The organism is Streptomyces fulvoviolaceus (assembly GCF_000718165.1).
Lineage (GTDB): Bacteria > Actinomycetota > Actinomycetes > Streptomycetales > Streptomycetaceae > Streptomyces > Streptomyces fulvoviolaceus.
The window spans coordinates 1-21,935 of sequence record NZ_JOEY01000033.1; the positions used below are offsets into that span (position 1 = coordinate 1).

The 21,935-nt window shown below is 70.5% G+C and carries 22 protein-coding genes and 1 pseudogene; 13 read left to right on the forward strand and 10 right to left on the reverse strand.

Translation table 11 applies throughout. The annotated features are described in order from the left end of the window. From IG08_RS0131975 to IG08_RS0131985, 3 genes are all read right to left on the reverse strand, one after another. On the reverse strand, positions 1 to 625 hold a 625-nt coding region (locus IG08_RS0131975; RefSeq protein ID WP_030610400.1), incomplete at its 3' end, for an NADH-quinone oxidoreductase subunit C. After that, positions 622 to 1,236, reverse strand: a complete 615-nt coding sequence (locus tag IG08_RS0131980) for an NADH-quinone oxidoreductase subunit B (RefSeq protein WP_030610402.1) — start codon at positions 1,234 to 1,236, stop codon at positions 622 to 624. The genes IG08_RS0131980 and IG08_RS0131975, both read right to left, overlap by 4 nt. Beyond that, positions 1,227 to 1,622 (reverse strand): NADH-quinone oxidoreductase subunit A, encoded by a 396-nt coding sequence (locus IG08_RS0131985; RefSeq protein ID WP_030610404.1) that lies wholly within the window; start codon positions 1,620 to 1,622, stop codon positions 1,227 to 1,229. The genes IG08_RS0131980 and IG08_RS0131985 overlap by 10 nt, the downstream gene beginning before the upstream one ends. Before the next feature lie 241 nt (positions 1,623 to 1,863). Between IG08_RS0131985 and IG08_RS0131990 the strand changes: the two genes are divergently transcribed. Both IG08_RS0131990 and IG08_RS0131995 read left to right on the forward strand, forming a co-directional pair. Then, positions 1,864 to 3,075, forward strand: coding sequence for a sensor histidine kinase (locus tag IG08_RS0131990; protein ID WP_030610407.1), 1,212 nt, complete (start codon positions 1,864 to 1,866; stop codon positions 3,073 to 3,075). Positions 3,076 to 3,213: 138 nt separating this feature from the next. Further along, a complete protein-coding gene (locus IG08_RS0131995; RefSeq protein ID WP_030610412.1) occupies positions 3,214 to 4,569 on the forward strand; it encodes a sensor histidine kinase in 1,356 nt (451 codons plus the stop codon). A gap of 98 nt (positions 4,570 to 4,667) precedes the next feature. Here the strand turns inward: IG08_RS0131995 and IG08_RS62565 are convergent, their stop codons facing one another. After that, positions 4,668 to 5,429: a zinc-binding dehydrogenase gene (locus tag IG08_RS62565; RefSeq protein ID WP_158812303.1), complete on the reverse strand. Its 762-nt coding sequence runs from the start codon at positions 5,427 to 5,429 to the stop codon at positions 4,668 to 4,670. Here IG08_RS62565 and IG08_RS0132005 point away from each other — a divergent pair. From IG08_RS0132005 to IG08_RS0132015, 3 genes are all read left to right on the forward strand, one after another. Further along, positions 5,416 to 6,075: a response regulator transcription factor gene (locus IG08_RS0132005; protein WP_275937273.1), complete on the forward strand. Its 660-nt coding sequence runs from the start codon at positions 5,416 to 5,418 to the stop codon at positions 6,073 to 6,075. The two genes, IG08_RS62565 and IG08_RS0132005, sit on opposite strands and share 14 nt — an antisense overlap. Before the next feature lie 254 nt (positions 6,076 to 6,329). Beyond that, entirely contained in the window at positions 6,330 to 8,258 is a 1,929-nt protein-coding gene (locus IG08_RS0132010; protein ID WP_030610419.1) for a 2-oxoacid:acceptor oxidoreductase subunit alpha, read from the forward strand. Further along, on the forward strand, positions 8,251 to 9,330 hold the full coding sequence (locus IG08_RS0132015; RefSeq protein WP_030610422.1) for a 2-oxoacid:ferredoxin oxidoreductase subunit beta: 1,080 nt from the start codon (positions 8,251 to 8,253) through the stop codon (positions 9,328 to 9,330). The genes IG08_RS0132010 and IG08_RS0132015 overlap by 8 nt, the downstream gene beginning before the upstream one ends. A 13-nt stretch (positions 9,331 to 9,343) precedes the next feature. On the opposite strand, the gene IG08_RS0132020 is transcribed toward IG08_RS0132015, so the two are convergent. Next, positions 9,344 to 9,730 (reverse strand): winged helix-turn-helix transcriptional regulator, encoded by a 387-nt coding sequence (locus IG08_RS0132020; protein WP_030610423.1) that lies wholly within the window; start codon positions 9,728 to 9,730, stop codon positions 9,344 to 9,346. Between the two features lie 97 nt (positions 9,731 to 9,827). Here IG08_RS0132020 and IG08_RS0132025 point away from each other — a divergent pair, with 97 nt between their 5' ends. Both IG08_RS0132025 and rarD read left to right on the forward strand, forming a co-directional pair. Then, a complete protein-coding gene (locus IG08_RS0132025) occupies positions 9,828 to 10,682 on the forward strand; it encodes an SDR family oxidoreductase (protein WP_030610426.1) in 855 nt (284 codons plus the stop codon). Positions 10,683 to 10,801: 119 nt separating this feature from the next. Beyond that, entirely contained in the window at positions 10,802 to 11,812 is a 1,011-nt protein-coding gene (gene rarD, locus IG08_RS57585; RefSeq protein ID WP_030610430.1) for an EamA family transporter RarD, read from the forward strand. Between the two features lie 32 nt (positions 11,813 to 11,844). Here rarD and IG08_RS0132035 read toward each other — a convergent pair. Continuing rightward, positions 11,845 to 13,128, reverse strand: a pseudogene (locus IG08_RS0132035) (MFS transporter); the annotation flags it as partial. A gap of 8 nt (positions 13,129 to 13,136) precedes the next feature. Here IG08_RS0132035 and IG08_RS0132040 point away from each other — a divergent pair. Continuing rightward, the gene (locus IG08_RS0132040) at positions 13,137 to 13,571 is read left to right on the forward strand and encodes a winged helix-turn-helix transcriptional regulator (protein ID WP_030610437.1); all 435 of its coding nucleotides are present in this window, start codon (positions 13,137 to 13,139) and stop codon (positions 13,569 to 13,571) included. 38 nt (positions 13,572 to 13,609) lie between these two features. Beyond that, positions 13,610 to 14,077, forward strand: coding sequence for a VOC family protein (locus IG08_RS0132045; protein ID WP_030610440.1), 468 nt, complete (start codon positions 13,610 to 13,612; stop codon positions 14,075 to 14,077). A 2-nt stretch (positions 14,078 to 14,079) separates the two neighbouring features. Here IG08_RS0132045 and IG08_RS0132050 read toward each other — a convergent pair whose 3' ends face one another. Then, positions 14,080 to 14,973: an amidohydrolase family protein gene (locus IG08_RS0132050; RefSeq protein WP_030610444.1), complete on the reverse strand. Its 894-nt coding sequence runs from the start codon at positions 14,971 to 14,973 to the stop codon at positions 14,080 to 14,082. Positions 14,974 to 15,203: 230 nt separating this feature from the next. On the opposite strand from IG08_RS0132050, the gene IG08_RS0132055 reads away from it, so the two are divergent. After that, the gene (locus IG08_RS0132055) at positions 15,204 to 16,145 is read left to right on the forward strand and encodes a M28 family metallopeptidase (protein WP_030610447.1); all 942 of its coding nucleotides are present in this window, start codon (positions 15,204 to 15,206) and stop codon (positions 16,143 to 16,145) included. 10 nt (positions 16,146 to 16,155) lie between these two features. Here the strand turns inward: IG08_RS0132055 and IG08_RS0132060 are convergent, their stop codons facing one another. Further along, positions 16,156 to 17,322: a tetratricopeptide repeat protein gene (locus IG08_RS0132060; RefSeq protein WP_030610450.1), complete on the reverse strand. Its 1,167-nt coding sequence runs from the start codon at positions 17,320 to 17,322 to the stop codon at positions 16,156 to 16,158. A gap of 173 nt (positions 17,323 to 17,495) precedes the next feature. Between IG08_RS0132060 and IG08_RS0132065 the strand changes: the two genes are divergently transcribed. The 3 genes from IG08_RS0132065 to IG08_RS0132075 all read left to right on the forward strand — a co-directional run bounded on the left by IG08_RS0132065 (position 17,496) and on the right by IG08_RS0132075 (position 19,864). After that, positions 17,496 to 17,987 carry a DUF6668 family protein gene (locus tag IG08_RS0132065; protein ID WP_043455777.1) on the forward strand — a complete coding sequence of 164 codons (492 nt, stop codon included), beginning with the start codon at positions 17,496 to 17,498 and terminating at the stop codon, positions 17,985 to 17,987. 22 nt (positions 17,988 to 18,009) lie between these two features. Next, positions 18,010 to 19,179, forward strand: a complete 1,170-nt coding sequence (locus tag IG08_RS0132070) for an amidase (protein ID WP_234343021.1) — start codon at positions 18,010 to 18,012, stop codon at positions 19,177 to 19,179. A 97-nt stretch (positions 19,180 to 19,276) separates the two neighbouring features. Next, positions 19,277 to 19,864, forward strand: a complete 588-nt coding sequence (locus tag IG08_RS0132075; RefSeq protein WP_030610460.1) for a flavodoxin family protein — start codon at positions 19,277 to 19,279, stop codon at positions 19,862 to 19,864. Between the two features lie 55 nt (positions 19,865 to 19,919). Here IG08_RS0132075 and IG08_RS0132080 read toward each other — a convergent pair whose 3' ends face one another. Both IG08_RS0132080 and IG08_RS0132085 read right to left on the reverse strand, forming a co-directional pair. Continuing rightward, positions 19,920 to 20,864 (reverse strand): ABC transporter permease, encoded by a 945-nt coding sequence (locus tag IG08_RS0132080; protein WP_030610463.1) that lies wholly within the window; start codon positions 20,862 to 20,864, stop codon positions 19,920 to 19,922. After that, the gene (locus tag IG08_RS0132085; RefSeq protein ID WP_030610466.1) at positions 20,851 to 21,885 is read right to left on the reverse strand and encodes an ABC transporter ATP-binding protein; all 1,035 of its coding nucleotides are present in this window, start codon (positions 21,883 to 21,885) and stop codon (positions 20,851 to 20,853) included. Before IG08_RS0132085 ends, IG08_RS0132080 begins: the two co-directional genes overlap by 14 nt. Between the last annotated feature and the right edge of the window lie 50 nt (positions 21,886 to 21,935).

Sequence of the window (21,935 nt, forward strand, 5' to 3'; positions counted from 1 at the left end):
CGCCGGGGGTGGCTGCTGCGCGGGGGGTGCGGGTCGGGCGGGTCGGGGCTGGGGGGAGTTGGCCCTTCTGGGGGCCCCAGTCATTGGGGTCGGGGACGCCTGGGGGGAGCATCTGGCGGCGCTTGGGACCGCCGTGTTCGGATTCGCCCGGCTCCTTCGCTCCCGGCCAGGCCTTGGCGACGCGTGCCGCCAGGACGAAGTCCTTGCGGAGGGGGTGGCCCTCGAAGGTTTCCGGCAACAGGAGGTGGTTCAGGGACGGGTGGCCTTCGAAGGTCACGCCGAACATTTCGTGGGTCTCGCGTTCGTGCCAGGCCGCGCCCGCGAAGACGCCCACCGCGGTGGGCAGCAGGGGGGCCTCGTGCGGGACCGTCGTGCGCAGGAGCAGGCGTCGTACCGGGGACAGGGCCGCCACGTGGGCCGCCACGCGGAAGCCCGTGCCGGGTTCGTCGACCGCGCTCAGCCAGTCGAAGTAGGTGCAGCCCAGGTCGTCACGGGCCGTCTGCAGCGCGGCGATCCAGGAGGCCGGCGGTACGTCGACGGTCAGGACCTCGTAGGACTCCTCGGCCGTGGCGTCGGGGCCGAACAGTTCCTCGGCGGGAGCGGGCAGCCAGCCGACGGCGGTCATCGGTCCTCCCCCGATGCCTTGACCGGCGGTTGCACCAACCCGCTCTGCAGCGCGGCGGTCGATGGGCGTGTCGTCCCGTACCGCTCCTCCAGCGACTCCCGGGCGATCTTCTCCTGGAGCTTCAGGATTCCCTGGAGCAGGGCTTCCGGGCGGGGCGGGCAGCCGGGGACGTAGACGTCGACGGGGATGATCTGGTCGACGCCCTTGGTGACGGAGTACGAGTCCCAGTACGGGCCGCCGCAGTTGGAGCAGGCGCCGAAGGAGATGACGTACTTCGGCTCGGGCATCTGCTCGTACAGGCGCTTCACGGCCGGGGCCATCTTGTCCGTGACCGTGCCGGAGACCACCATCAGGTCGGCCTGGCGCGGGCCGGGTGCGAAGGGGATCACGCCGAGGCGGATGAAGTCGTGGCGGGCCATCGACGCGGCGATGAACTCGATCGCGCAGCAGGCGAGGCCGAAGTTGAAGACCCAGAGCGAGTAGCGGCGGCCCCAGTTCAGGACCACCTTCATCGGCTCGGGGGCGAGGCGCGCGAGGGCGCCCAGCCGCTTCGGCTCCGGCAGGTACACGGGCTCGGCCGGGGTCTCGGAGGGAGTCGGGGTCACGTCCATGCCAGGACGCCCTTCTTGTATGCGTACAGCAGGCCCACGGCCAGGAAGCCGAGGAAGATGAACATCTCCACGAGGGTCGTCGCACCGTAGCCGGGGGCGGCGAAGACCGTCGCCCAGGGGAACAGGAAGATCGAGTCGACGGCGAAGATGACGTACAGGAAGGCGTAGACGTAGTAGCGGACCTGGGTGTGGGCCCAGCCCTCGCCGACGGGGTCGACTCCGCACTCGTACGTCATGAGCTTCTCGGGGGTGGGGACCACGGGCCGCAGCAGTCGGCCGGCCCCGAAGGCGACCGCGACGAACAGCACGCCGACGACGGCGAGCAGCCCGACGACCGAGTACGACTGGAAGTAGTCCGCCGCAACGACAGTTGTCGGTCCCGGCACGTCCGTCCCTCGCTCCCTGGCCTCGCCTCGGCCTCGTGAACCTCGTGAACGCTGCTGTTCGACGATCTGTACGCACGGGAGTCTAGGCCCTGATAAAGGCACGGTAAGCAGCCCGTCACGCGTTGAACTGTCCTTCAGCGGTCTTCGACGGTTCCTGAACGGCCGGGGTGGGGTTTTCCCCAGGGGATCGCGGCGGTCCGCCTCATGGCGTGGGGGCGGATCGCGCGGCACGCTAGCCCATATGACCGAACGCCTCCCGTCCCCGGATCGCACCGCGAGAGCCGGCGCAGCCGCCCGCGAAGCCGGCGACCGCCTGCCGCCGGCCCGTTTCGCCTACGACAAGCACACCTGGAAGGAGATCGCGCACCTCCTCGCGAACCTTCCGGTGGCTCTGATCGGCTTCACCTACGTCGTGACGGTGCTGGCCACGGGCTTCTGGCTGACCGTGACGGTGATCGGGTTCCCGCTGCTCGCGGCCGGACTGCTGGGCGCCCGGCAACTGGGCAAGCTGGAGCGCGCACGTGCCCGGGCACTGCTCGGGGTGCATGTGGACGAGCCAAGTCCGCTGCCGTGGCGCAGCGGCAGCAGCAGCGACGGGTTCTTCGCCCAGCTGTGGATGGGGCTGAAGGACCCGGTCGGCTGGCGCACGGTGCTGTACGACTTCATCCGGCTGCCCTGGGGCATCCTCACCTTCACCATCACGCTGACCTCGTTGTTCGTGCTGTGGCCGGTGCTGCCGTTCATCGCGCGGGGTCTCGCCAACGTCGACCGGGTGATGGTGCGAGGTCTGCTGTCGCCCTCCGACGAACTGGAGCGGCGTATCGCCGAGTTGGAGTCGGACCGGGGGGTCGTGGTGGACGCGGCGGCGTCCGACCTGCGGCGCATCGAGCGGGATCTGCACGACGGGGCACAGGCCCGGCTGGTCAATCTGGCCATGGGCCTCGGTCTGGCCAAGGAGAAGCTCCTCGAAGACCCCGAGTACGCGCAGGCGATGGTCGCGGAGGCGCACGGCGAGGTGAAGCTCGCGCTGCAGGAGCTGCGGGATCTGGCGCGGGGCATCCATCCCGCCGTACTGACGGACCGCGGGCTGGACGCGGCGCTGTCGAGCGTCGCCTCGCGCTGCACGGTGCCGGTGAAGGTGACCGCCGATCTGGATGCGCGGCCGGTCGCGGCCATCGAGGGCATCGCCTACTTCACCGTCTCCGAGCTGCTGCAGAACGTCAGCAAGCACAGCGGGGCGCGGTCGGCCTCGGTCGATGTGTGGCAGTCGGACGACCGGCTGCTCATCCAGGTCTGGGACGACGGCCGCGGCGGCGCGCGCCTCGACGGCGGCACGGGTATGCGGGGTCTCGCCGACCGGCTGGACGCCGTGGACGGGCTGTTCGTCATCGACTCGCCGCCGGGCGGGCCGACCGTCGTGACGGCGGAGCTGCCGTGGCGGGACCGGACGTAGACCCCTGCCGGGGAGTCGGGGAGGGGTGGGGAAAACCCCCCTTCCAAGACGCCGACGGACTCCATGGTCCGGTGACCTGCGGCCGAGCAGGGTGGAGATACGGCACCACATGCACGGGACGAGAGAAGGACGACGTCGATGGCCACGGACTACGGGCAGGACTACGGGTACGACAGTGGGCTCGGGTTCCCCGAGGGCGGGCGGCGGCACCGGTTGCCGGCCCCGCTTCGGGCGCCGTTCGAGGGGCGCTCCTGGCGGGAGTTCGGCTATGTGCTGCTGAGCCTGCCGATCAGCATCCTGCTGTTCACGTACGCCGTCACGATGGTCTCGATCGGCGCGGGACTGCTCGTGACCTTCCTCGGGATTCCGGTGCTGGCGGCCGGGCTCGCGGGCTGCCGTGGACTCGGGGCGCTGGAGCGGGCGCGGGCGCGGGCGATGCTCGGCCTCGAGGTCGCCGACCCGGAGCCGCTGCGGATGAAGAAGCAGGGCTTCATGGCCTGGATGGGGGCCGTCCTCAAGAGCGGCACGTCGTGGCGGACGCTGTTGTACTCGGTGTTGCAGCTGCCGTGGTCGGTGTTCTCGTTCGTCGTCGCGGTGAACTTCTGGGTGTACGGGTGGGCGGCGCTGACGTATCCGCTGTGGTTCTGGCTCTTTCCGTTGTACGGCGGGCAGGACGGGCTTCAGCTGTACGGCGACGAGACCCACCACATCTACCTGGACAACCCCTTCGAGATCGGCGTGACCGCGCTGGTGGGGCTGCTGTTCACGCTGGCCACGCCGTGGATCGTGCGGGCACTGACGATGGTGGACCGGCTGCTGGTGCACGGGCTGCTCGGGCCGTCGCAGCTGGCCACGCGCGTGGTGGAGCTGGAGTCGGACCGGGGGGTCGTCGTCGATACGGCGGCTGCGGATCTGCGGCGTATCGAGCGGGACCTGCATGACGGGGCGCAGGCCCGGCTGGTGGCGTTGGCCATGGACCTGGGGTTGGCGAAGGAGAAGCTGACGGAGGATCCGGAGGCGGCGGCGCGGATGGTGGACGACGCGCACGGCGAGGTGAAGACGGCGCTGCAGGAGTTGCGGGATCTGGCGCGGGGGATCCATCCGGCGGTGCTGACGGACCGGGGGCTGGATGCGGCGTTGTCCGCGGTGTCGTCGCGGTGCACCGTGCCGGTGCAGGTGGAGGTGGATCTGCCTGCGCGGCCGGCGCCGGCGATCGAGGGGATCGCGTACTTCACCGTCTCCGAGCTGCTGCAGAACATCAGCAAGCACTCTCGGGCGACCTGGGCCGGGGTGGATGTGTGGCGGGTGGAGAACCGGCTGATGTTGCAGGTGGTGGACAACGGGGTGGGCGGGGCGAGTGCCTCCGGCGGGTCGGGGCTGGCGGGGTTGGCCGAGCGGCTCGACGCGGTGGACGGGATTCTGGTGGTGGACTCGCCGGTCGGGGGGCCTACTCGGGTGACTGCGGAGTTGCCCTGGCGGGGGGAGCGGGTGTGAGGGGGCGGTGAGTGGCCTGCGGCGGAGCGGGGTGAGGGCGCGGTGAGTGGCCTGCGGCGGAGGCGCTGATGGATGCGGTCTCGCCCCCGCCGCCGCCCCTACCCTTCCCGTCTTCTGGGGGCTGCCGCCCCCAGACCCCCGCTGTCGGCCCTGAACGGGCCTCGTCCGCAAACGCCGGACGGGCTGAAATGCACCCCGGCGCCGGTAAGCCAAGCCCCCAGCGGGTGGGTGGGGGATCGGGACGGCAATATCCGTCCTCGAACGCCGGACCGGCAGGTTGGCTGAGCCCCTGCCACCCTCAGAACCACCTTCCCCTTGTTCCGCCCCTCCCCCAACACCCGATGGGCCTCCCCCGCCTCCTCCAGCGCGTACTCCTCCGTCACGTCGATCCATACGTCCCCGGCCGCAGCCAGCACCAACGCGCTCACCGCACGGCGCCGCAGCGCATCCGGATCCCGGCGGGACAGGTCACCGATGTTGTAGCCGGTCAGGGTGCGGTTGTTCTTCCAGACCGGGAGGACCGGGAGGTGGAGGTCGGGGTCCGGGAGGTCGACCAGGCGCAGCACCTCCGGTCCGCCGGTCTCCTTGAACGCGATCGCCCGTATGGGCCTGCCCCCCTCCGTCAGGCGCCCGGCGCCTGACCATCGACAACAAGGTGATCGACAACAAGACGTGCAAGAGGCCGAAACCTGAGGTCCGACCCCGTCATTCCCACCCCTTATTCCTGTTGCCCGGGCCCGCCCGCATCCGAATGCTGGAATGCTGGACCTGTTCAGCGGGCGGGCGTCGGACGGGCGTGAGCCGGGCTGGGCTGGCTGTGGGGGGCCGAGAATCGTGGAGGACAGGGTGCGGGTGGTCATCGCCGAGGATTCAGTGCTGCTCAGGGAGGGCCTGACCCGGTTGCTGACCGACCGCGGGCACGAGGTCGTGGCCGGTGTGGGGGACGGGGACGCGCTGATCAAGACGATCGGTGAGCTGGACGCGGCGGGCGCGCTGCCCGACGTCGTCGTGGCGGATGTGCGGATGCCGCCCACCCACACCGACGAGGGGGTGCGGGCCGCCGTACAGCTGCGCAAGGCGCATCCCGGACTCGGGGTGCTCGTGCTGTCGCAGTACGTGGAGGAGCGGTACGCCACCGAGCTGCTGGCGGGTTCCAGCCACGGGGTCGGCTATCTGCTCAAGGACCGGGTAGCCGAGGTCCGTGAGTTCGTGGACGCGGTGGTGCGGGTGGCCGAGGGGGGTACGGCCCTTGACCCGGAGGTCGTCGCGCAGTTGCTCGGCCGCAGCCGCAAGCAGGACGTGCTCGCGGGACTCACCCCGCGGGAGCGGGAGGTCCTGGGGCTGATGGCCGAGGGGCGGACGAACTCGGCGATCGCGCGGCAGCTCGTGGTGAGCGACGGAGCCGTGGAGAAGCACGTCAGCAACATCTTCCTGAAGCTCGGGCTGTCGCAGAGCGACGGGGACCACCGGCGCGTGCTGGCGGTCCTCACCTACCTGAACTCGTGAGCATCTGACACCGTGTCAGACAGTGAGAGAGGCACACGGCGGCACCGAAGAACCGCGGGACGAAAGGGTGCGTCTTCAAGAACAGCGCCGGGGGGCGAGTAAATCGTGACAAGTCAGGGCGTCGAATCGTCTCAAAACCATGTCCATCATGCGAATGGCCGAGGGAAGGCGACCCCTGCGGTCGTAGGGTTGATCCTGGGAAGGCCTGCGGGAAGGCCGCTCCCGAACAGCCGCCTCGAGGGAGGTCCAGTTCAGTGACCAGTCAGGTCAGCAGCCCAGCGGAGCAGGCCGACGGAACCGTCGTGGGAGAGCAGCGCAAAGGGGCCGGCGTGAAGGACGTCCGCCGCCTCGACCGGGTGATCATTCGTTTCGCGGGCGACTCCGGTGACGGGATGCAGCTCACCGGTGACCGTTTCACCTCGGAGACGGCGTCCTTCGGGAACGACCTGTCCACCCTTCCCAACTTCCCTGCCGAGATCCGGGCCCCTGCCGGCACCCTGCCAGGTGTCTCCTCCTTCCAGCTGCACTTCGCCGACCACGACATCCTGACCCCCGGTGACGCACCGAACGTGCTGGTCGCGATGAACCCGGCGGCCCTGAAAGCGAACATCGCCGATCTGCCACGCGGCGCGGAGATCATCGTCAACACGGACGAGTTCACCAAACGGGCGATGCAGAAAGTGGGGTACGCGGCCTCGCCGCTGGAGGATGGCTCGCTCGACGGTTACAGCCTCCACCCGGTCCCCTTGACCACACTGACCGTCGAGGCCCTCAAGGAATTCGACCTCACCCGTAAAGAGGCCGAGCGCAGCAAGAACATGTTCGCGCTCGGCCTCTTGTCGTGGATGTACCACCGGCCCACCGAGGGGACCGAGAAGTTCCTGCGGACCAAGTTCGCGAAGAAGCCGGAGATCGCCGAGGCGAACCTCGCCGCCTTCCGCGCGGGCTGGAACTTCGGCGAGACGACGGAGGACTTCGCGGTCTCGTACGAGATCGCCCCGGCGACCACGGCCTTCCCGACCGGCACCTACCGCAACATCTCCGGGAACCTCGCCCTGTCCTACGGGCTGATCTCGGCGTCTCGACAGGCGGACCTGCCGCTGTTCCTCGGGTCGTACCCGATCACCCCGGCCTCGGACATCCTGCACGAGCTGAGCAAGCACAAGAACTTCGGCGTACGGACCTTCCAGGCCGAGGACGAGATCGCCGGCATCGGCGCGGCCCTGGGCGCGGCCTTCGGCGGCTCGCTGGCCGTCACCACCACGTCCGGCCCGGGTGTGGCGCTGAAGTCCGAGACCATCGGGCTCGCCGTGTCCCTGGAGCTGCCGCTCCTCGTCATCGACATCCAGCGCGGCGGGCCGTCCACCGGTCTGCCCACCAAGACCGAGCAGGCGGACCTGCTGCAGGCGATGTTCGGCCGCAACGGCGAGGCGCCGGTCCCGATCGTCGCGCCGCGCACCCCGGCCGACTGCTTCGACGCGGCGATCGAGGCGGCCCGTATCGCCCTCACCTACCGCACGCCGGTGATGCTGCTGTCCGACGGCTACCTGGCCAACGGCTCGGAGCCCTGGCGCATCCCGGAGATCGACGAACTCCCGGACCTGACCGTGCAGTTCGCACAGGGGCCGAACCACACCCTGGACGACGGCACCGAGGTCTTCTGGCCGTACAAGCGTGACCCGCTCACCCTCGCCCGCCCGTGGGCGATCCCCGGCACGCCCGGTCTCGAGCACCGCATCGGCGGGATCGAGAAGGAGGACGGCACGGGCAACATCTCCTACGCCCCGGCCAACCACGACTTCATGGTCCGCACCCGCCAGGCCAAGATCGACGGCATCGACGTACCGGACCTGGAGGTCGACGACCCGCACGAGGCGAGCACGCTGGTGCTGGGCTGGGGCTCGACGTACGGACCGATCACGGCGGCGGTACGGCGGCTGCGCACGGCCGGCGAGTCCATCGCGCAGGCCCATCTGCGCCATCTCAACCCCTTCCCGAAGAACCTCGGCGCCGTCCTGAAGCGCTACGACAAGGTGGTCATCCCCGAGATGAACCTCGGGCAGCTCGCCACCCTGGTCCGGGCGAAGTACCTGGTCGACGCGCACTCCTACAACCAGGTCAACGGCATGCCGTTCAAGGCCGAACAGCTCGCCACGGCTCTCAAGGAGGCCATCGATGGCTGAGACGTCCACGGAAGGCACGGGCACGATCGAGGCGCTTTCCCTCGTCCCCAAGGCCGAGGCCCGCCAATCCATGAAGGACTTCAAGTCCGATCAGGAAGTGCGGTGGTGCCCCGGCTGCGGTGACTACGCGATCCTCGCGGCGGTCCAGGGCTTCATGCCGGAGCTGGGCCTGGCCAAGGAGAACATCGTCTTCGTCTCGGGCATCGGCTGCTCGTCCCGCTTCCCGTACTACATGAACACGTACGGCATGCACTCCATCCACGGCCGCGCCCCCGCCATCGCGACGGGCCTCGCGTCCAGCAGGCGCGACCTGTCCGTGTGGGTGGTCACGGGTGACGGTGACGCGCTGTCCATCGGCGGCAACCACCTCATCCACGCCCTGCGCCGCAACGTCAACCTCAAGATCCTGCTGTTCAACAACCGGATCTACGGCCTGACCAAGGGCCAGTACTCCCCGACCTCCGAGGTCGGCAAGATCACCAAGTCGACGCCGATGGGCTCCCTCGACGCGCCCTTCAACCCGGTGTCCCTGGCCATCGGCGCGGAGGCGTCCTTCGTGGCGCGGACGGTGGACTCGGACCGCAAGCACCTGACGGAGGTGCTGCGGCAGGCGGCCGCCCACCCGGGCACCGCGCTGGTCGAGATCTACCAGAACTGCAACATCTTCAACGACGGCGCCTTCGAGGCGTTGAAGGACCGGCAGCAGGCCGAGGAGGCGGTGATCCGCCTGGAGCACGGGCAGCCGATCCGCTTCGGCGCCGACCGGGCGAAGGGCGTCGTACGGGACGCCGCCACCGGCGACCTCAAGGTGGTCACGGTGACGCCCGAGAACGAGGCCGACGTCCTGGTCCACGACGCCCACTCCGCGTCCCCGACCACGGCCTTCGCCCTCTCCCGCCTGGCCGACCCGGACACCCTGCACCACACCCCCATCGGCGTCCTGCGCTCCGTCGACCGCCCGGTCTACGACACGCAGATGTCCGACCAGCTCGACACGGCGATCGAGCAGAACGGCAAGGGGGATCTGGCCGCGCTGCTGGCGGGCGGGGACACCTGGACGGTCGTCGGCTGACGGCGACAGTGGTTCACGAGGCCCGGGACTGGCGTTCCCGGGCCTCGTCGTATGCCAGGCGCGCCTTCTCCACCTCGCCCATCCGCTCATGGGTCCACGTCGCCAGCCCCCGCACCTGTTCGGCGGCCTCGCGGCCCAGGTCGGTCAGGGTGTAGTCGACGCGGGGCGGGATCACGGGCTTGGCGTCGCGGTGGACCAGGCCGTCGCGTTCCAGGGTCTGGAGGGTCTGGGTGAGCATCTTCTCGCTGACCTGTCCGATCGCCCGGCGCAGCTCGCTGAAGCGGTAGGAGCGGTCGAGGAGGTGGATCAGCACGAGGACGCCCCAGCGGCTGGTGAGGTGTTCCAGGACGAGGCGGTAGGGGCACATCGCCTCGTCGACCCTCGGGGTACTTACTGCCATGTCAGTACCTTACTTCAAAGTGGGTACTTTCGCAGAGTTAGCGCACCCCCTAGGGTTAGTGGCACACCCGCACCACCCCCTACGAGGAGTTCTGACCATGAGCATCGTCGTCACCGGAGCCACCGGAAACCTCGGCCGCCACGTCGTCGAGCAGCTGCTGGAGAAGGTTCCGGCCGACCAGATCACCGCCGTCGTCCGCACCCCGGAGAAGGCCGCCGACTTCGCGGCCAAGGGCGTCAAGATCGCGGTCGCCGACTACAACGCCCCGGAGACCTTCGACGGACTCCTCGCGGCCGGTGACAAGGTGCTGCTGGTCTCCGGCAACGAGTTCGACAAGGGCCGCCCCGGCCAGCACCAGGTCGTCATCGACGCCGCCAAGGCGGCCGGCGTGGCACTCCTGGCGTACACCAGCGCCCCCGGCACCCTGAGCGCCGCGCTGGCCGACGACCACCGCGCCACCGAGAAGGCGCTGCTCGCCTCCGGCCTGCCCTACGCGCTGCTGCGCAACGGCTGGTACCACGAGAACTACACCGAGAACCTCGCCCCCGTCCTGCAGTACAGCGCCGTCACCCAGGCCGCCGGTGCGGGCCGGGTCTCCTCCGCCTCCCGCGCCGACTACGCGGCCGCCGCCGTCGCCGTCCTGACCGGCGAGGGCCACGAGAGCAAGACGTACGAGCTGGGCGGCGACGTCGCCTGGAGCTTCGCCGAGTACGCGGCCGAGCTGAGCGCGCAGACCGGCAAGGAGATCGCCTACAACGCGGTCTCCGTCGAGGACTTCACCGGGATCCTGGCCGGCGCCGGCCTGCCCGCGCCGCTCGCCTCGATCCTCGCGGGCGTCGACGCGTCCATAGAGAAGGGCGAACTGGTCGTCTCCAGCGGCGACCTCTCCCGCCTGGCCGGCCGTCCGACCACCCCGCTCGCCGAGGCGATCACGGCCGCGCTCAAGGGCTGACACCCGGGACAGCAGGGACAGCCCCGCCTGTCATGACCGTATAGCGATACGGACATGACAGGCGGGGCCGCTCGGCGTTACCTTCGTCCACGCATGCCTGACGTGAGAAGGAGGGGCCCGTGGCCGGGACGTCGAAGGGTGAGGGCCGGATAGGCCTGCTGAACGGCATCGCGGCGTACGGCATGTGGGGGCTCGTCCCCCTCTTCTGGCCCCTGCTGAAGCCCGCCGGGGCGATCGAGATCCTCGCCCACCGGATGGTCTGGTCCCTCGTCTTCGTCGGCGCCGCGCTCGTGGTGTTGCGGCGCTGGGCCTGGGCCGGCGAGCTGCTGCGGCAGCCGCGCAAGCTCGGGCTGATCGCCGTCGCCGCGGCCTTCATCACCGTGAACTGGGGTCTCTACATCTGGTCCGTGAACACGGGCCACGTCGTCGAGGCCTCGCTCGGCTACTTCATCAACCCCCTCGTCACCATAGCGATGGGCGTGCTGCTCCTGAAGGAGCGGCTACGGCCCGTGCAGTGGACGGCGGTCGGGGTCGGCTTCGCCGCCGTACTCGTGCTGGCCATCGGGTACGGACAGCCGCCGTGGATCTCCCTCACCCTCGCCTTCTCGTTCGCCACCTACGGTCTGGTGAAGAAGAAGGTCAACCTCGGCGGCATAGAGTCGCTGGCCGCCGAGACCGCGATCCAGTTCCTGCCCGCGCTCGGCTTTCTGCTGTGGCTGACCGCGCACGGCGACTCCTCCTTCTCCACCGAGGGTCCGGGCCACGCGGCCCTGCTCGCCGCGACCGGCATCGTCACCGCACTCCCCCTCGTCTGCTTCGGCGCGGCCGCGATCCGCGTGCCCCTCTCCACCCTGGGCCTGCTGCAGTACCTGGCCCCGGTCTTCCAGTTCCTGCTCGGCATCCTCTACTTCCACGAGGCCATGCCACCCGAGCGCTGGGCCGGATTCGCGCTGGTCTGGCTGGCGTTGGCGCTGCTCACCTGGGACGCCCTGCGCACCGCGCGCACGCTCAGGAGGGAGATCAGCAGGCCCAGCACCACCATGACGACGGGCACGGTCAGCGCTGTACGGAAGGCGGAGAGCCTCTCCTCCGGCCCCGAGCCGCTCGACTCCCCGGCCGCCAAGCCGTAGACGGCCGTCACCGCCGAGATGCCGATCGCCGAGCCGAACTGCGAGGCGGTGTGCAGCAGTCCGCCCGCCAGCCCCTGCTCGGCATCGGCGACCCCGTCGGTCGCCGCGATCGTCAGCGGGCCGTACGCCAGCGCGAAGGCCGTGCCCGCGACGAACAGCGTCGGCAGCATCGCCAGGTACGGCCAGTCCATGCCGACCGGCAGGAACAGCCCGTACGCGGCCACGGCCAGCACGAAGCCGCCGACGATCACGCGCGCGTTGCCGAAGCGGGCGACCAGCCTCGGGGTGAGGGTGGGGGCCAGCACGGCGTCGCAGCCCATGATCACCAGGGCGATCGCGGTCTGCAGTGAGGACCAGCCGCGCAGCTCCTGCAGGTAGAGCGTCACGACGAACTGGAAGCCGAAGAAGGCGCCGACGAAGAGCAGCGCACCGAGATCGGCCCGGACCACCGAACCCGTGCGCAGGATCCCGAGCCGCACGAGGGGACTCGCACAGCGGCGCTCGACGGCGACGAAGACGACGGCGAACAGCAGCGCCGTGAGGGCCGACGCCGTCGTCAACGGCCAGCCGTCCAGGCCGTGTTCCAGGCGTACGACGGTGTAGGCGGCCAGCAGCATGGCGCCGGCGATGGTGATCGTGCCCGGGAGGTCGAAGCCGCGGAGGCCGGAGCGGGAGACGCTCTGCCGTGGGATCAGCCGTACGGCCGCCACGAGCAGCGCGCCCGCCAGCAGCACCGGGGCGAAGAACACCCAGCGCCAGCCGAGCGAGGTGAGCAGGCCGCCGATCACCAGGCCGAGCGAGAAGCCGCCGGCCCCCGTACCGGCGAAGACCAGCAGGGCCTTCTCGCGCTGCGGGCCCTCCTCGTACGAGGTCGTGATCAGGGACAGCGCGGCCGGCGTCATGAACGCGGCGGACACCCCGGTGACGAAACGGGCGACGATCAGCATCCAGCCCTCGGTCGCGAAGCCGCCCAGGCCCGAGAAGGTGAGGAAGACCGTCAGCCAGAGCAGGAACATCCGGCGGCGGCCGAGCAGGTCGGCGGCGCGGCCGCCGAGGAGGGTGAAGCCGGCGTAGCCGAGCACGTAGGCGCTCATCACCCAGGCCGCGGTGTCCGTCGCCAGCCCCAGATCGGATCTGATCGAGGGGATCGCGACCGCCATCATCGCGATGTCGGCGCCCTCCAGGAAGATCGTTCCACAGAGGACGAGTAACAGCGCCCACGCGCGCGTGCCCATGGCAACACTCCATACGTTGAGGGGAGTTACGCGAATGAGGGTCAGTTCCCTCTTGTAACCACCCCCACCCTCCGGCAGCATCGACAGACATGGAAGAAGGCACTTCGAAGTCACCGAGTAACTGCACGGGCACCGTGGACTACGGCGATGCCGACCCCTTCCAATGGGACACCCGCGAGGACTGCCAGGTAAGGCAGATCCTCGACCGGATCGCCGACAAATGGTCGCTTCTTGTCATCGCCCTGCTGGAGAACCGGCGGCTCCGCTTCACCGAACTGCGCCGGGAGATCGACGGCATCAGCCAGCGGATGCTGACGGTGACGCTGCGCTCGCTGGAGCGGGACGGGTTGGTGAAGCGGACGGTGTATCCGGTGGTACCGCCCCGGGTGGAGTACGAACTCACCCCGCTGGGCGGGACCCTGCACGCGACGATCCGGTCCCTGGTGACCTGGACCGAGACGCACCAGGAGGAGATCGCGACGGCGCGGGAGGCGTACGACGCGCGGGAGGCCGCGCCGCTGTAGGCGTCCAGGTGTCGGTGCGGGCCGCTATAAGTGGTCCCATGACTGGGACAGCACCCGCACCCGTGCACTGGAAGCTCGTCATCGACGCCACGCACCCGCACGCGCAGGCCGGCTTCTGGGCCGCAGCGCTGCACTACGAGGTCGAGGACAACAACGCCCTCATCGACCGCCTGCTGGAGCTCGGCGCCCTGCCGCGCGAGGCCACCGTCGAGTACCACGCCCGTCTCGCCTTCCGGGACCTGATCGCCGTACGGCATCCGGACGACCCGTACGACGAGTCGACCGGAACCGGGCTGGGACGCCGACTGCTCTTCCAGCGCGTGCCGGAGGCGAAGACGGTCAAGAACCGGCTCCACCTGGACCTGCACCCGGGCGAGGGCAGGCGGGAGTCGGAGGTCGAGCGGCTGAAGGGGCTCGGGGCGAGTGTGCTGCGGGAGGTGAAGGAGCCGTCGGGCGCGTGGGTGGTGATGACGGATCCGGAGGGGAACGAGTTCTGCGTGCACTGAGTTCAGGAGCGTCGCGGCGGTGCCCCCAGCCCGAAGAGCCGCGCCCCGTTCTCGTAACACACCGCGCGCAACCAGTCGTCACCCAGTCCGAGCCGTTCGAGGACCTCGAGCTGGTGGACGTACTCGTAGGGGATGTTGGGGAAGTCCGACCCCAGCAGAATCCGATCGCCTAGGTCCGCGAGCCGGCCGAGTTCGGTTGCCGGGAAGGGGCTGAAACGCTCGCTGAAATCCGTGAACGCCATGGTCGTGTCCAGGCGGACCTCGTCGTATCGCTCGGCCAGGTCCAGGAAGTCGGTGTATTCCGGCATTCCCATGTGCGCCACGATCAGGGGCAGGCGCGGATGCCTGGCGAGGAGTCGCCCCACCGGCTCCGGGCCGGTGTGTTTGCCGGGTGCGGGGCCCGAGCCGCAGTGCATGACCACGGGGATTCCCGCCTCGGCGAGCAGTCCCCACACGGGATCGAGCAGCTCGTGCGTCGGGTCGTACGCCCCCACCTGCACATGGGACTTGAAGACCCGGGCCCCCGCCTCGACCGCCGTGCGGACGTAGTCCTCCACGCCCTCCTCGGGATAGAGGGTGGCCGTGTGCAGACAGTCGGGTGTGCGTCGCGCGAAGTCGGCGGCCCATTCGTTCAGCCAGGGTGCCATACCGGCCTTGTGCGGATAGAGCATCGCGGTGAAGGCGCGTACCCCGAACTGCCGGAGAATCGCGAGCCGTTCGTCCTCCTCCTGGCGATAGGTGATGCCCCACTCGATGCCGGTCATCGGGCCGACCGCGTCGAAGTAGTCCCACACCTTGCGCAGAACCCGCTCCGGCATGAAGTGCGTGTGGACGTCGACCAGTCCGGGCACCCCGATCCGTCGCCGAAACCTCTCGACAGCCTCGACTTCACCCACGGGACCGATTCCTCTCGACGCTGACGTCATGCCCTCACCGTCCCTCACTGTCAGGTGGACGCGCCGTCCGAAGCAACCCCCTTGATCCTCACGCGCGTCCGCTACGCGAACACCCCTGACCGGATTCCGCCCTTGACGGAACGTCAACCCCTGCTCAACGATCCAGGCACCCCATTCACTGTGGAATCCCTGTGGACTCAGGGATTCCCCCGGAATTCGGAGCCCCCCACATGAAGCTCTCGGTTCCCGGACGCGCCACGGCCACCGCCGTCGTCGCGGCCGTGACACTCCTGGCCGGTGGATCCATAGCCGGCGCGGCCCCCGCACCCGAGCCCGTGGCGCCCGACATCCCGGTGGCCAACGTCAAGGCGCATCTGACCCAGCTGCAGTCCATCGCCACCGCCAACGGCGGCAACCGCGCGCACGGCCGGGCCGGCTACAAGGCCTCGATCGACTACGTGAAGGCCAAGCTGGACGCCGCCGGATTCACCACCACGCTCCAGCAGTTCACGTCCTCCGGCCGCACCGGCTACAACCTCATCGCCGACTGGCCGGGCGGCGACACCGGCCAGGTCATCATGGCCGGCTCGCACCTCGACAGCGTCACCTCCGGCGCGGGCATCAACGACAACGGCTCCGGCTCGGCCGCCGTACTGGAGACCGCGCTCGCCGTGGCCCGGGCGGACTACCAGCCCACCAAGCACCTCAGGTTCGCCTGGTGGGGCGCGGAGGAGCTGGGCCTGGTCGGGTCGAAGTACTACGTCAACAGCCTGGCCACCTCGGACCGTTCACGGATCAGCGGCTATCTGAACTTCGACATGATCGGCTCGCCGAACCCCGGCTACTTCGTCTACGACGACGACCCGGCCATCGAGAAGACCTTCCAGGAGTACTACACCGGCCTCGGCATCGCGACGGAGATCGAGACCGAGGGCGACGGCCGCTCCGACCACGCGCCGTTCAAGAGCGCGGGCGTGCCGGTCGGCGGGCTGTTCAGCGGTGCCGACTACATCAAGACGGCGGCACAGGCGGCCGAGTGGGGCGGTACGGCGGGCAAGGCCTTCGACGCCTGCTACCACTCCTCCTGCGACACCACCGCCAACATCGACGACACGGCGCTGGACCGCAACAGCGACGCGGTCGCGTACGCGGTGTGGGAGCTGTCGGAGTAGACCGGTCCCTCTACTCCGCCGCCCTCGCCCGTTCCGCCAGACGGAGCATGCGGGCTCGGGCCTTCTCCAGCTTGTCCGGGTCCTCGGCCGCCGGCCCTTCCCCGGCGGCCAACTCCGTCCACAAGGTGAGCAGTTCGCGCCCCAGGTCCAGGCCCTGCAGCGGGTCGCGCACGGCCCGCCAGGCGGTGGCCGCGCTCTGGACGTTGCCGTAGGCCGCCTCGGCGTCCCTCGCCCGGTGCTGAACGCGGGCCAGGTCGAGGGAGAGGCGCAGGGCGCGGACCGGTTCGCCGCCCAAGTAGGCGACGTAGGCGGTGAGTTCGTACAGCCGGAGCACCTCGGGATGCTCCGGCCCGAGCGCCTGGGCCGCCTGCGCCGCGGTCCGCTCCGCGAGTTCCGCCGCCACGTCGATCCGCCCTTCCCTGACGGCCTCGTTGATCCGCGCGACCGGCTCGGCGAGGAACGCGGCAGCACCTCCCGGGACAGCCGGCGGCCCGTCCCCGAGCACGGCTTCGGCCACGGCGTCGAAGCCGCGCACCGGGGTCGGTTTGGGATCGGGGTCGTCCATGAGAAGGACGGGCTCGGCGAACGGGACGGGGGCGGGCGGGGGTGTGGGCGGAGCGACGGGCAGCGGCAACGGCTCGGGCACCGGAAGGGGCCTCGCGTCCATCACCGGCGGCGGGCCGAACTCCCCCGTCGGGGGGAGGACCGTCCCGGGGGGCGGGGCGTCCGGCAGGGGCCGTAGCGCATAGGTCGGGGCCGCGTCCTGCACGGGCTCCGGAGTCTGCCGCAGAAGATGCGGGGGCGGATCATGCCGGACGGGCTCCTCAGCCGCGGCGACCGGCCACTCCGCCTGCCTCGGTACCTCCGGGGGAGCGATCCCGACCGGCTCCGCGGTGAAGCGGCTGGAGCCGTCCGGGGACACCTCCAGGGGGACCACGTAGCCGATGCGCTCGTCGTGGATGGTGGCGTGGACGGGGTGGCCGCCGGCGCGGGCGATGTCGTGGAGATGACGCAGGACGGCCTGCTGGAGCTCCTCGCCGGGGGCCGCGGCTACCGGTACGCCGCCGACCGAAGCACCGGGGCCTGTCGCGGGGACACGGACGTCGATCGGCGCTGCGGGGGCGGCCGGGCCGCCGTTCTTCTGGTCCCGCTTCTTGTCGCGGCTGAGTCGAGACATCATTTTCCCCTACGGTCGTGCACGTACTGTCAAGTCTCTCCGCAGGCCCACGGTTCTCACGTCACCGTGCTGTCACAGGGTCGTTCCAGCACCTCACGCTTCGTCACGGGCCACACCCCGGATGCCGTGCAGCATCGGCGACGGGGAGGGGGATGACAAGACGTGCAGCGGGCATGCGGAGTGACGTGCAGCGAGAAGCGGAGAGCGTGCGGCAGGGGCCGGAGATCTGGATCCGCGGGCCGGTGGCCGTACCCGAACCGGGACCGCCGCCGGAACCCCTCGGCCGACGCTACTCCTTCGTCGGCACGCACGGCGGGGCGGGCACGTCCACGCTCGCCGCCGTCTACGGCGGTCACGACTGCGGGCGCGACTGGCCCGGCCCCGGTGATCCGCGGTCGGTGCTGCTCGTCGCCCGTACGCACGCGGCCGGACTGCGGGCCGTCCAGCGCACTCTGGGGTCCTTCCAGGAGGGCGAGGCCCCGCCGGGACTCGATCTCGACGCGGTCGTGCTGGTCGCGGACGCGCCCGGACGGCTGCCGCGGCCGCTGGACCGGAGCATCAGGGAGATCGAGGCGTCCGTCGCGGTGTACCGCGTGCCGTGGGTGCCGGCATGGCGGCTGGGCGACCTGGGCGGACGCCCACCCCGGCTCCCGGGAACGGCCTAGCGGCGCGGCCGAGAATGACCCCGTGACAGCAATCACCGCGGCCGCCTACGCCTCCCTCTCCGCCGGGCAGATCGCCTCCGCCGTACGGTCGCGCTCGCTGCGCGCCGTCGACGTGATCGCCTCCGCGCTGGAGCGGATCGAGCGGGTGGACCCGGCGCTGTGCGCGTTCGCCGAGGTGTGGGGCGAGGAGGCGCTGCGGCGGGCCGGTGAGGTGGACGCGCGGGTCGCGGCGGGTGAGCGGCTGCCGCTGGCCGGGGTGCCGATCGGGGTGAAGGGGCGGCGCGGTCCGCGTACGGCGGGGCCGCTCCTCGCGGCCGGGTGTGTGCCGGTGGGGGCGACGGCCGTGCCCGGTCCCGGAACTCCCTGGCAGACGTGGGGACTTGGCGCGGGCGGCCGTACGGTCAACCCGTGGCGGGCCGACCGCACGCCGGGCGGCTCCTCGGCCGGGTCGGCGGCCGCGGTGGCGGCGGGCCTGGTGCCGCTCGCGACCGGGAGCGACGGGGCGGGGTCGGTGCGGATTCCGGCGGCCTGGTGCGGGGTGGTCGGGCTGAAGACGACCAACTCCGACCGTACGAGGCTCACGGCGCCAGGCGTGCTCGTGCGGCACGCGGCGGATGCGGAGACGTACTGGCGGGTGCTGTCGGGGGATGCGCCTCGGACCCAAGGCGGGGTCACCGTGACCGCCGTCTGGTCCCCCGACCTCGGCTTCGCCGACCCCGACCCGGCGGTCGTCGCGATCGCGCGCACGGCGGTCGACCGGCTCGCGGAGGCAGGCGTCGTACGGCTGATACGGCCGTCCCCCGCCCTCCGCATCGAGGACCCGGCGCCCGCCTGGCTCGCCCGCCGCTCCCCCGGCGCCGATCTCACGGCCGCCCACCGCACCCGCGCCGAGAACGACCGCCGCCTGGACGCCCTCCTCGCCCACGCGGACCTGCTGCTGACCCCGACGACGCCCAGCCCGCCGCACGGCCACGAAGGCCCCGGGGAGCGCTACTCCACCGCGCTCACCTGGGCGTTCAATCTGAGCGGGCACCCAGCCGTCAGCATTCCTGCGGGGTTCGGTCCCGACGGGTGTCCGGTCGGGCTCCAGATCGTGGCGTCGCACGGGTGGGAGGGGCTGTTGCTCGCCGTGGCGCGGGCGGCGGAGTCGGAGGCCGGGCTGCGGGCGGTCATCGCACCCCTGGACAGATGATTGCGCACGCATATAATGCATACGCACGAAGTTGCCGCACGCCTATTAACTGGCCGATTGCCTGGCCGGTCACTTGGCCGATCACCTGGGGGATTCCATGACCCGTCGTTTCCTGTTCGTCCTGGGCAGCAGCCGCAGTGACGGCAATTCCGAGCTGCTGGCACGCCGGGCCGCCGAGCAGTTGCCGGACGACATCGAGCAGCAGTGGTTCAACCTCGCCGAGCAGCCGCTGCCCGACTTCGTGGACCTGCGCCGCGACAGCGACCATGTGCGGGCGCCCGCGGGGACCGTCCCGGGCCTGCTGCTCGACGCCACGCTCGCGGCCACGGACATCGTGATCGTCTCGCCGCTGTACTGGTACTCGGTGTCCTCCCACGTCAAGCGCTACCTCGACTACTGGTCGGGCTGGCTGCGCACGCCCGGCATCGACTTCAAGGCGACGATGGCCGGGCGCACCCTCTGGGGTGTCACCGCGCTCGCGCACGAGGAGTTCGAGGTCGCCGACCCGCTGGTCGGCACGCTCAACAACTCGGCCGCCTACATGGGGATGCACTTCGGCGGAGTCCTGCTCGGCAACGGCAGCAGGCGGGGGGACGTGCTGAACGACGCCGAGGCACTGGCCGGCGCGAAGACGTTCTTCGCGGGGGAGGCGCCGCTCGCGCGGTTCCCGTACGAGAGCGACTGAGCCCGGCTCGGGGTCCCGTTCAGGGTGCGGCTCGCGGTCCGGTTCAGGGTCCCGCTCAGGAAGAGATGTCCTTCGTCGTGAACCGTGCCCACGCCGCCGAGCCGAACACCGCGGCGTACAGGGCCTGGAGGCCGAGGTTCTTCACCAGCTCGTCCCAGTACACCGGGTCGCGCATGAGGTCGGCGAAGGACAGCCAGTAGTGGGAGAAGAAGTACGGCTGGAGCGCGTGGAGTTGGGGGATCTGGTCGAGGATCTGGATCGTGATGAGCAGGCCGACGGTCGTGGCCATCGCCGCGATGCCGCTGGTGGTCAGCGTCGACACGAACAGGCCCAGGGCCGCGACGCCCGTCAGTGACGCGGCCACGACCAGGGCGATCAGCAGGGCCCGGCCGAGGCCGTCGGCGAAGCTGATCTGGGTGCCGGAGATCGTCGTCAGGTCGCCGAGTGGGAAGAGGACGGCTCCGACCGTCAACGCCGAGACCGCTACTACGAGGGTCGCCACCAGGCAGAACGTCATCGTGGTCGCGTACTTGGTGAGGAGCAGGCGGGTGCGGCCCGCCGGGGCGACCAGGAGGTAGCGGAGGGTGCCCGCGTTGGCCTCGCCGGCGATCGCGTCGCCTGCGACCACGCCGATCGCCATCGGGAGGAAGAACGGGAGTGTCGCGGCCAGCGCGGTGAAGACGAGGAAGAGGCCGTTGTTGGTGATCTGCGAGATGAATGCGGGGCCGCCACCTCCTCCGCCGCCCGGGCCTACGCCGCCGCCGTCGCTCGTCTCGATCTTGATCGCGATGCCGATGAGGATCGGTACGGCTGCCAGTACGGCCAGCAGGGCGATCGTGCGCCAGCGGCGGAAGGTGGTGAGTAGTTCGTTGCGGAAGAGGGTGCCGTAGAAGGTTGTTCGGCGGGTGCGGGTTGTTTGTGGCTGGTCGCGCCCCGCGGCGGAGCCGCTGATCGACACAGCCCCGCGCCCCTGGGCGGCGTTGGCCTCAACCTGCGACATCGAAGCCCTCCCCTGTCAGTGCCACGAAGGCGTCCTCCAGCGAGGCTCGTTCGATGCCGAAGCCTCGGACGCGGACGCCCGCTGCCACCAACGTGGCGTTCACATCGGCCAGTTCACGGTCCGGAGGCTCCGCGGTCACCCGGTCCTCGGTGATGACCACGTCCGACGCCCCCTGCTCCTTCAGCACCCGCGCCGCATCCCCCGTGTCCGGGGTCGTCACGACCAGTCGGCCCCTCGCGCCCGCCGCCAGGTCGGCCACCGGGCCCTGGGTGAGCAGGCGGCCCTGGGCCATCACGGCCGCGTGCGTGCACACCTGCTCGATCTCGTCGAGGAGATGGGAGGAGAGGAAGACGGTCGTGCCGTCGGAGGCCAACTCCCTGACCAGGGAACGGATTTCGCGCATGCCCTGCGGGTCGAGTCCGTTGGTCGGTTCGTCGAGGACGAGGAGCCTGCGGGGCTGGAGCAGCGCGGCCGCGAGGCCCAGGCGCTGCTTCATGCCCAGCGAGTACGCCTTCGCCTTCTTGCCCGCTGCGGCCGCCAGGCCCACCCGGTCCAGCGCCGCCGCGACGCGGGTGCGCCGGGTGCGCGGGTCAGCGGTCGGGTCGGCGGCGTCGTAGCGCAGGAGGTTGTCGCGGCCGGAGAGGAAGCCGTAGAGGGCCGGGCCCTCGATCAGCGCGCCGACCTGTGGGAGTACGGTCCGTGCGGCGCGCGGCATGGGGTGGCCCAGCACGCGCGCCGAGCCGGACGTGGGCTCGATCAACCCCATCAGCATGCGGATGGTGGTGGTCTTGCCGGAGCCGTTCGGACCGAGGAAGCCGAAGACGCTGCCCGCCGGGACGGTCAGGTCGAGACCGTCGACGGCGAGCTGCCCGCCGCGGAAGCGCTTGGTGAGGGCGCGGGTGTGGATGACGCCGTCACCCTCGGTGGCGTTGTCACCCTCGGTGGCGTTGTCACCCTCGGTGGCGTTGTCACCCTCGCCCTCCGGATGTGGATCCGGCTCCGTGGCGGGCGCTTGGTCCATCGGCTCCCTCGATTCGTCGCACAAGTACGCTCAAGTACGCGAGTACGGTA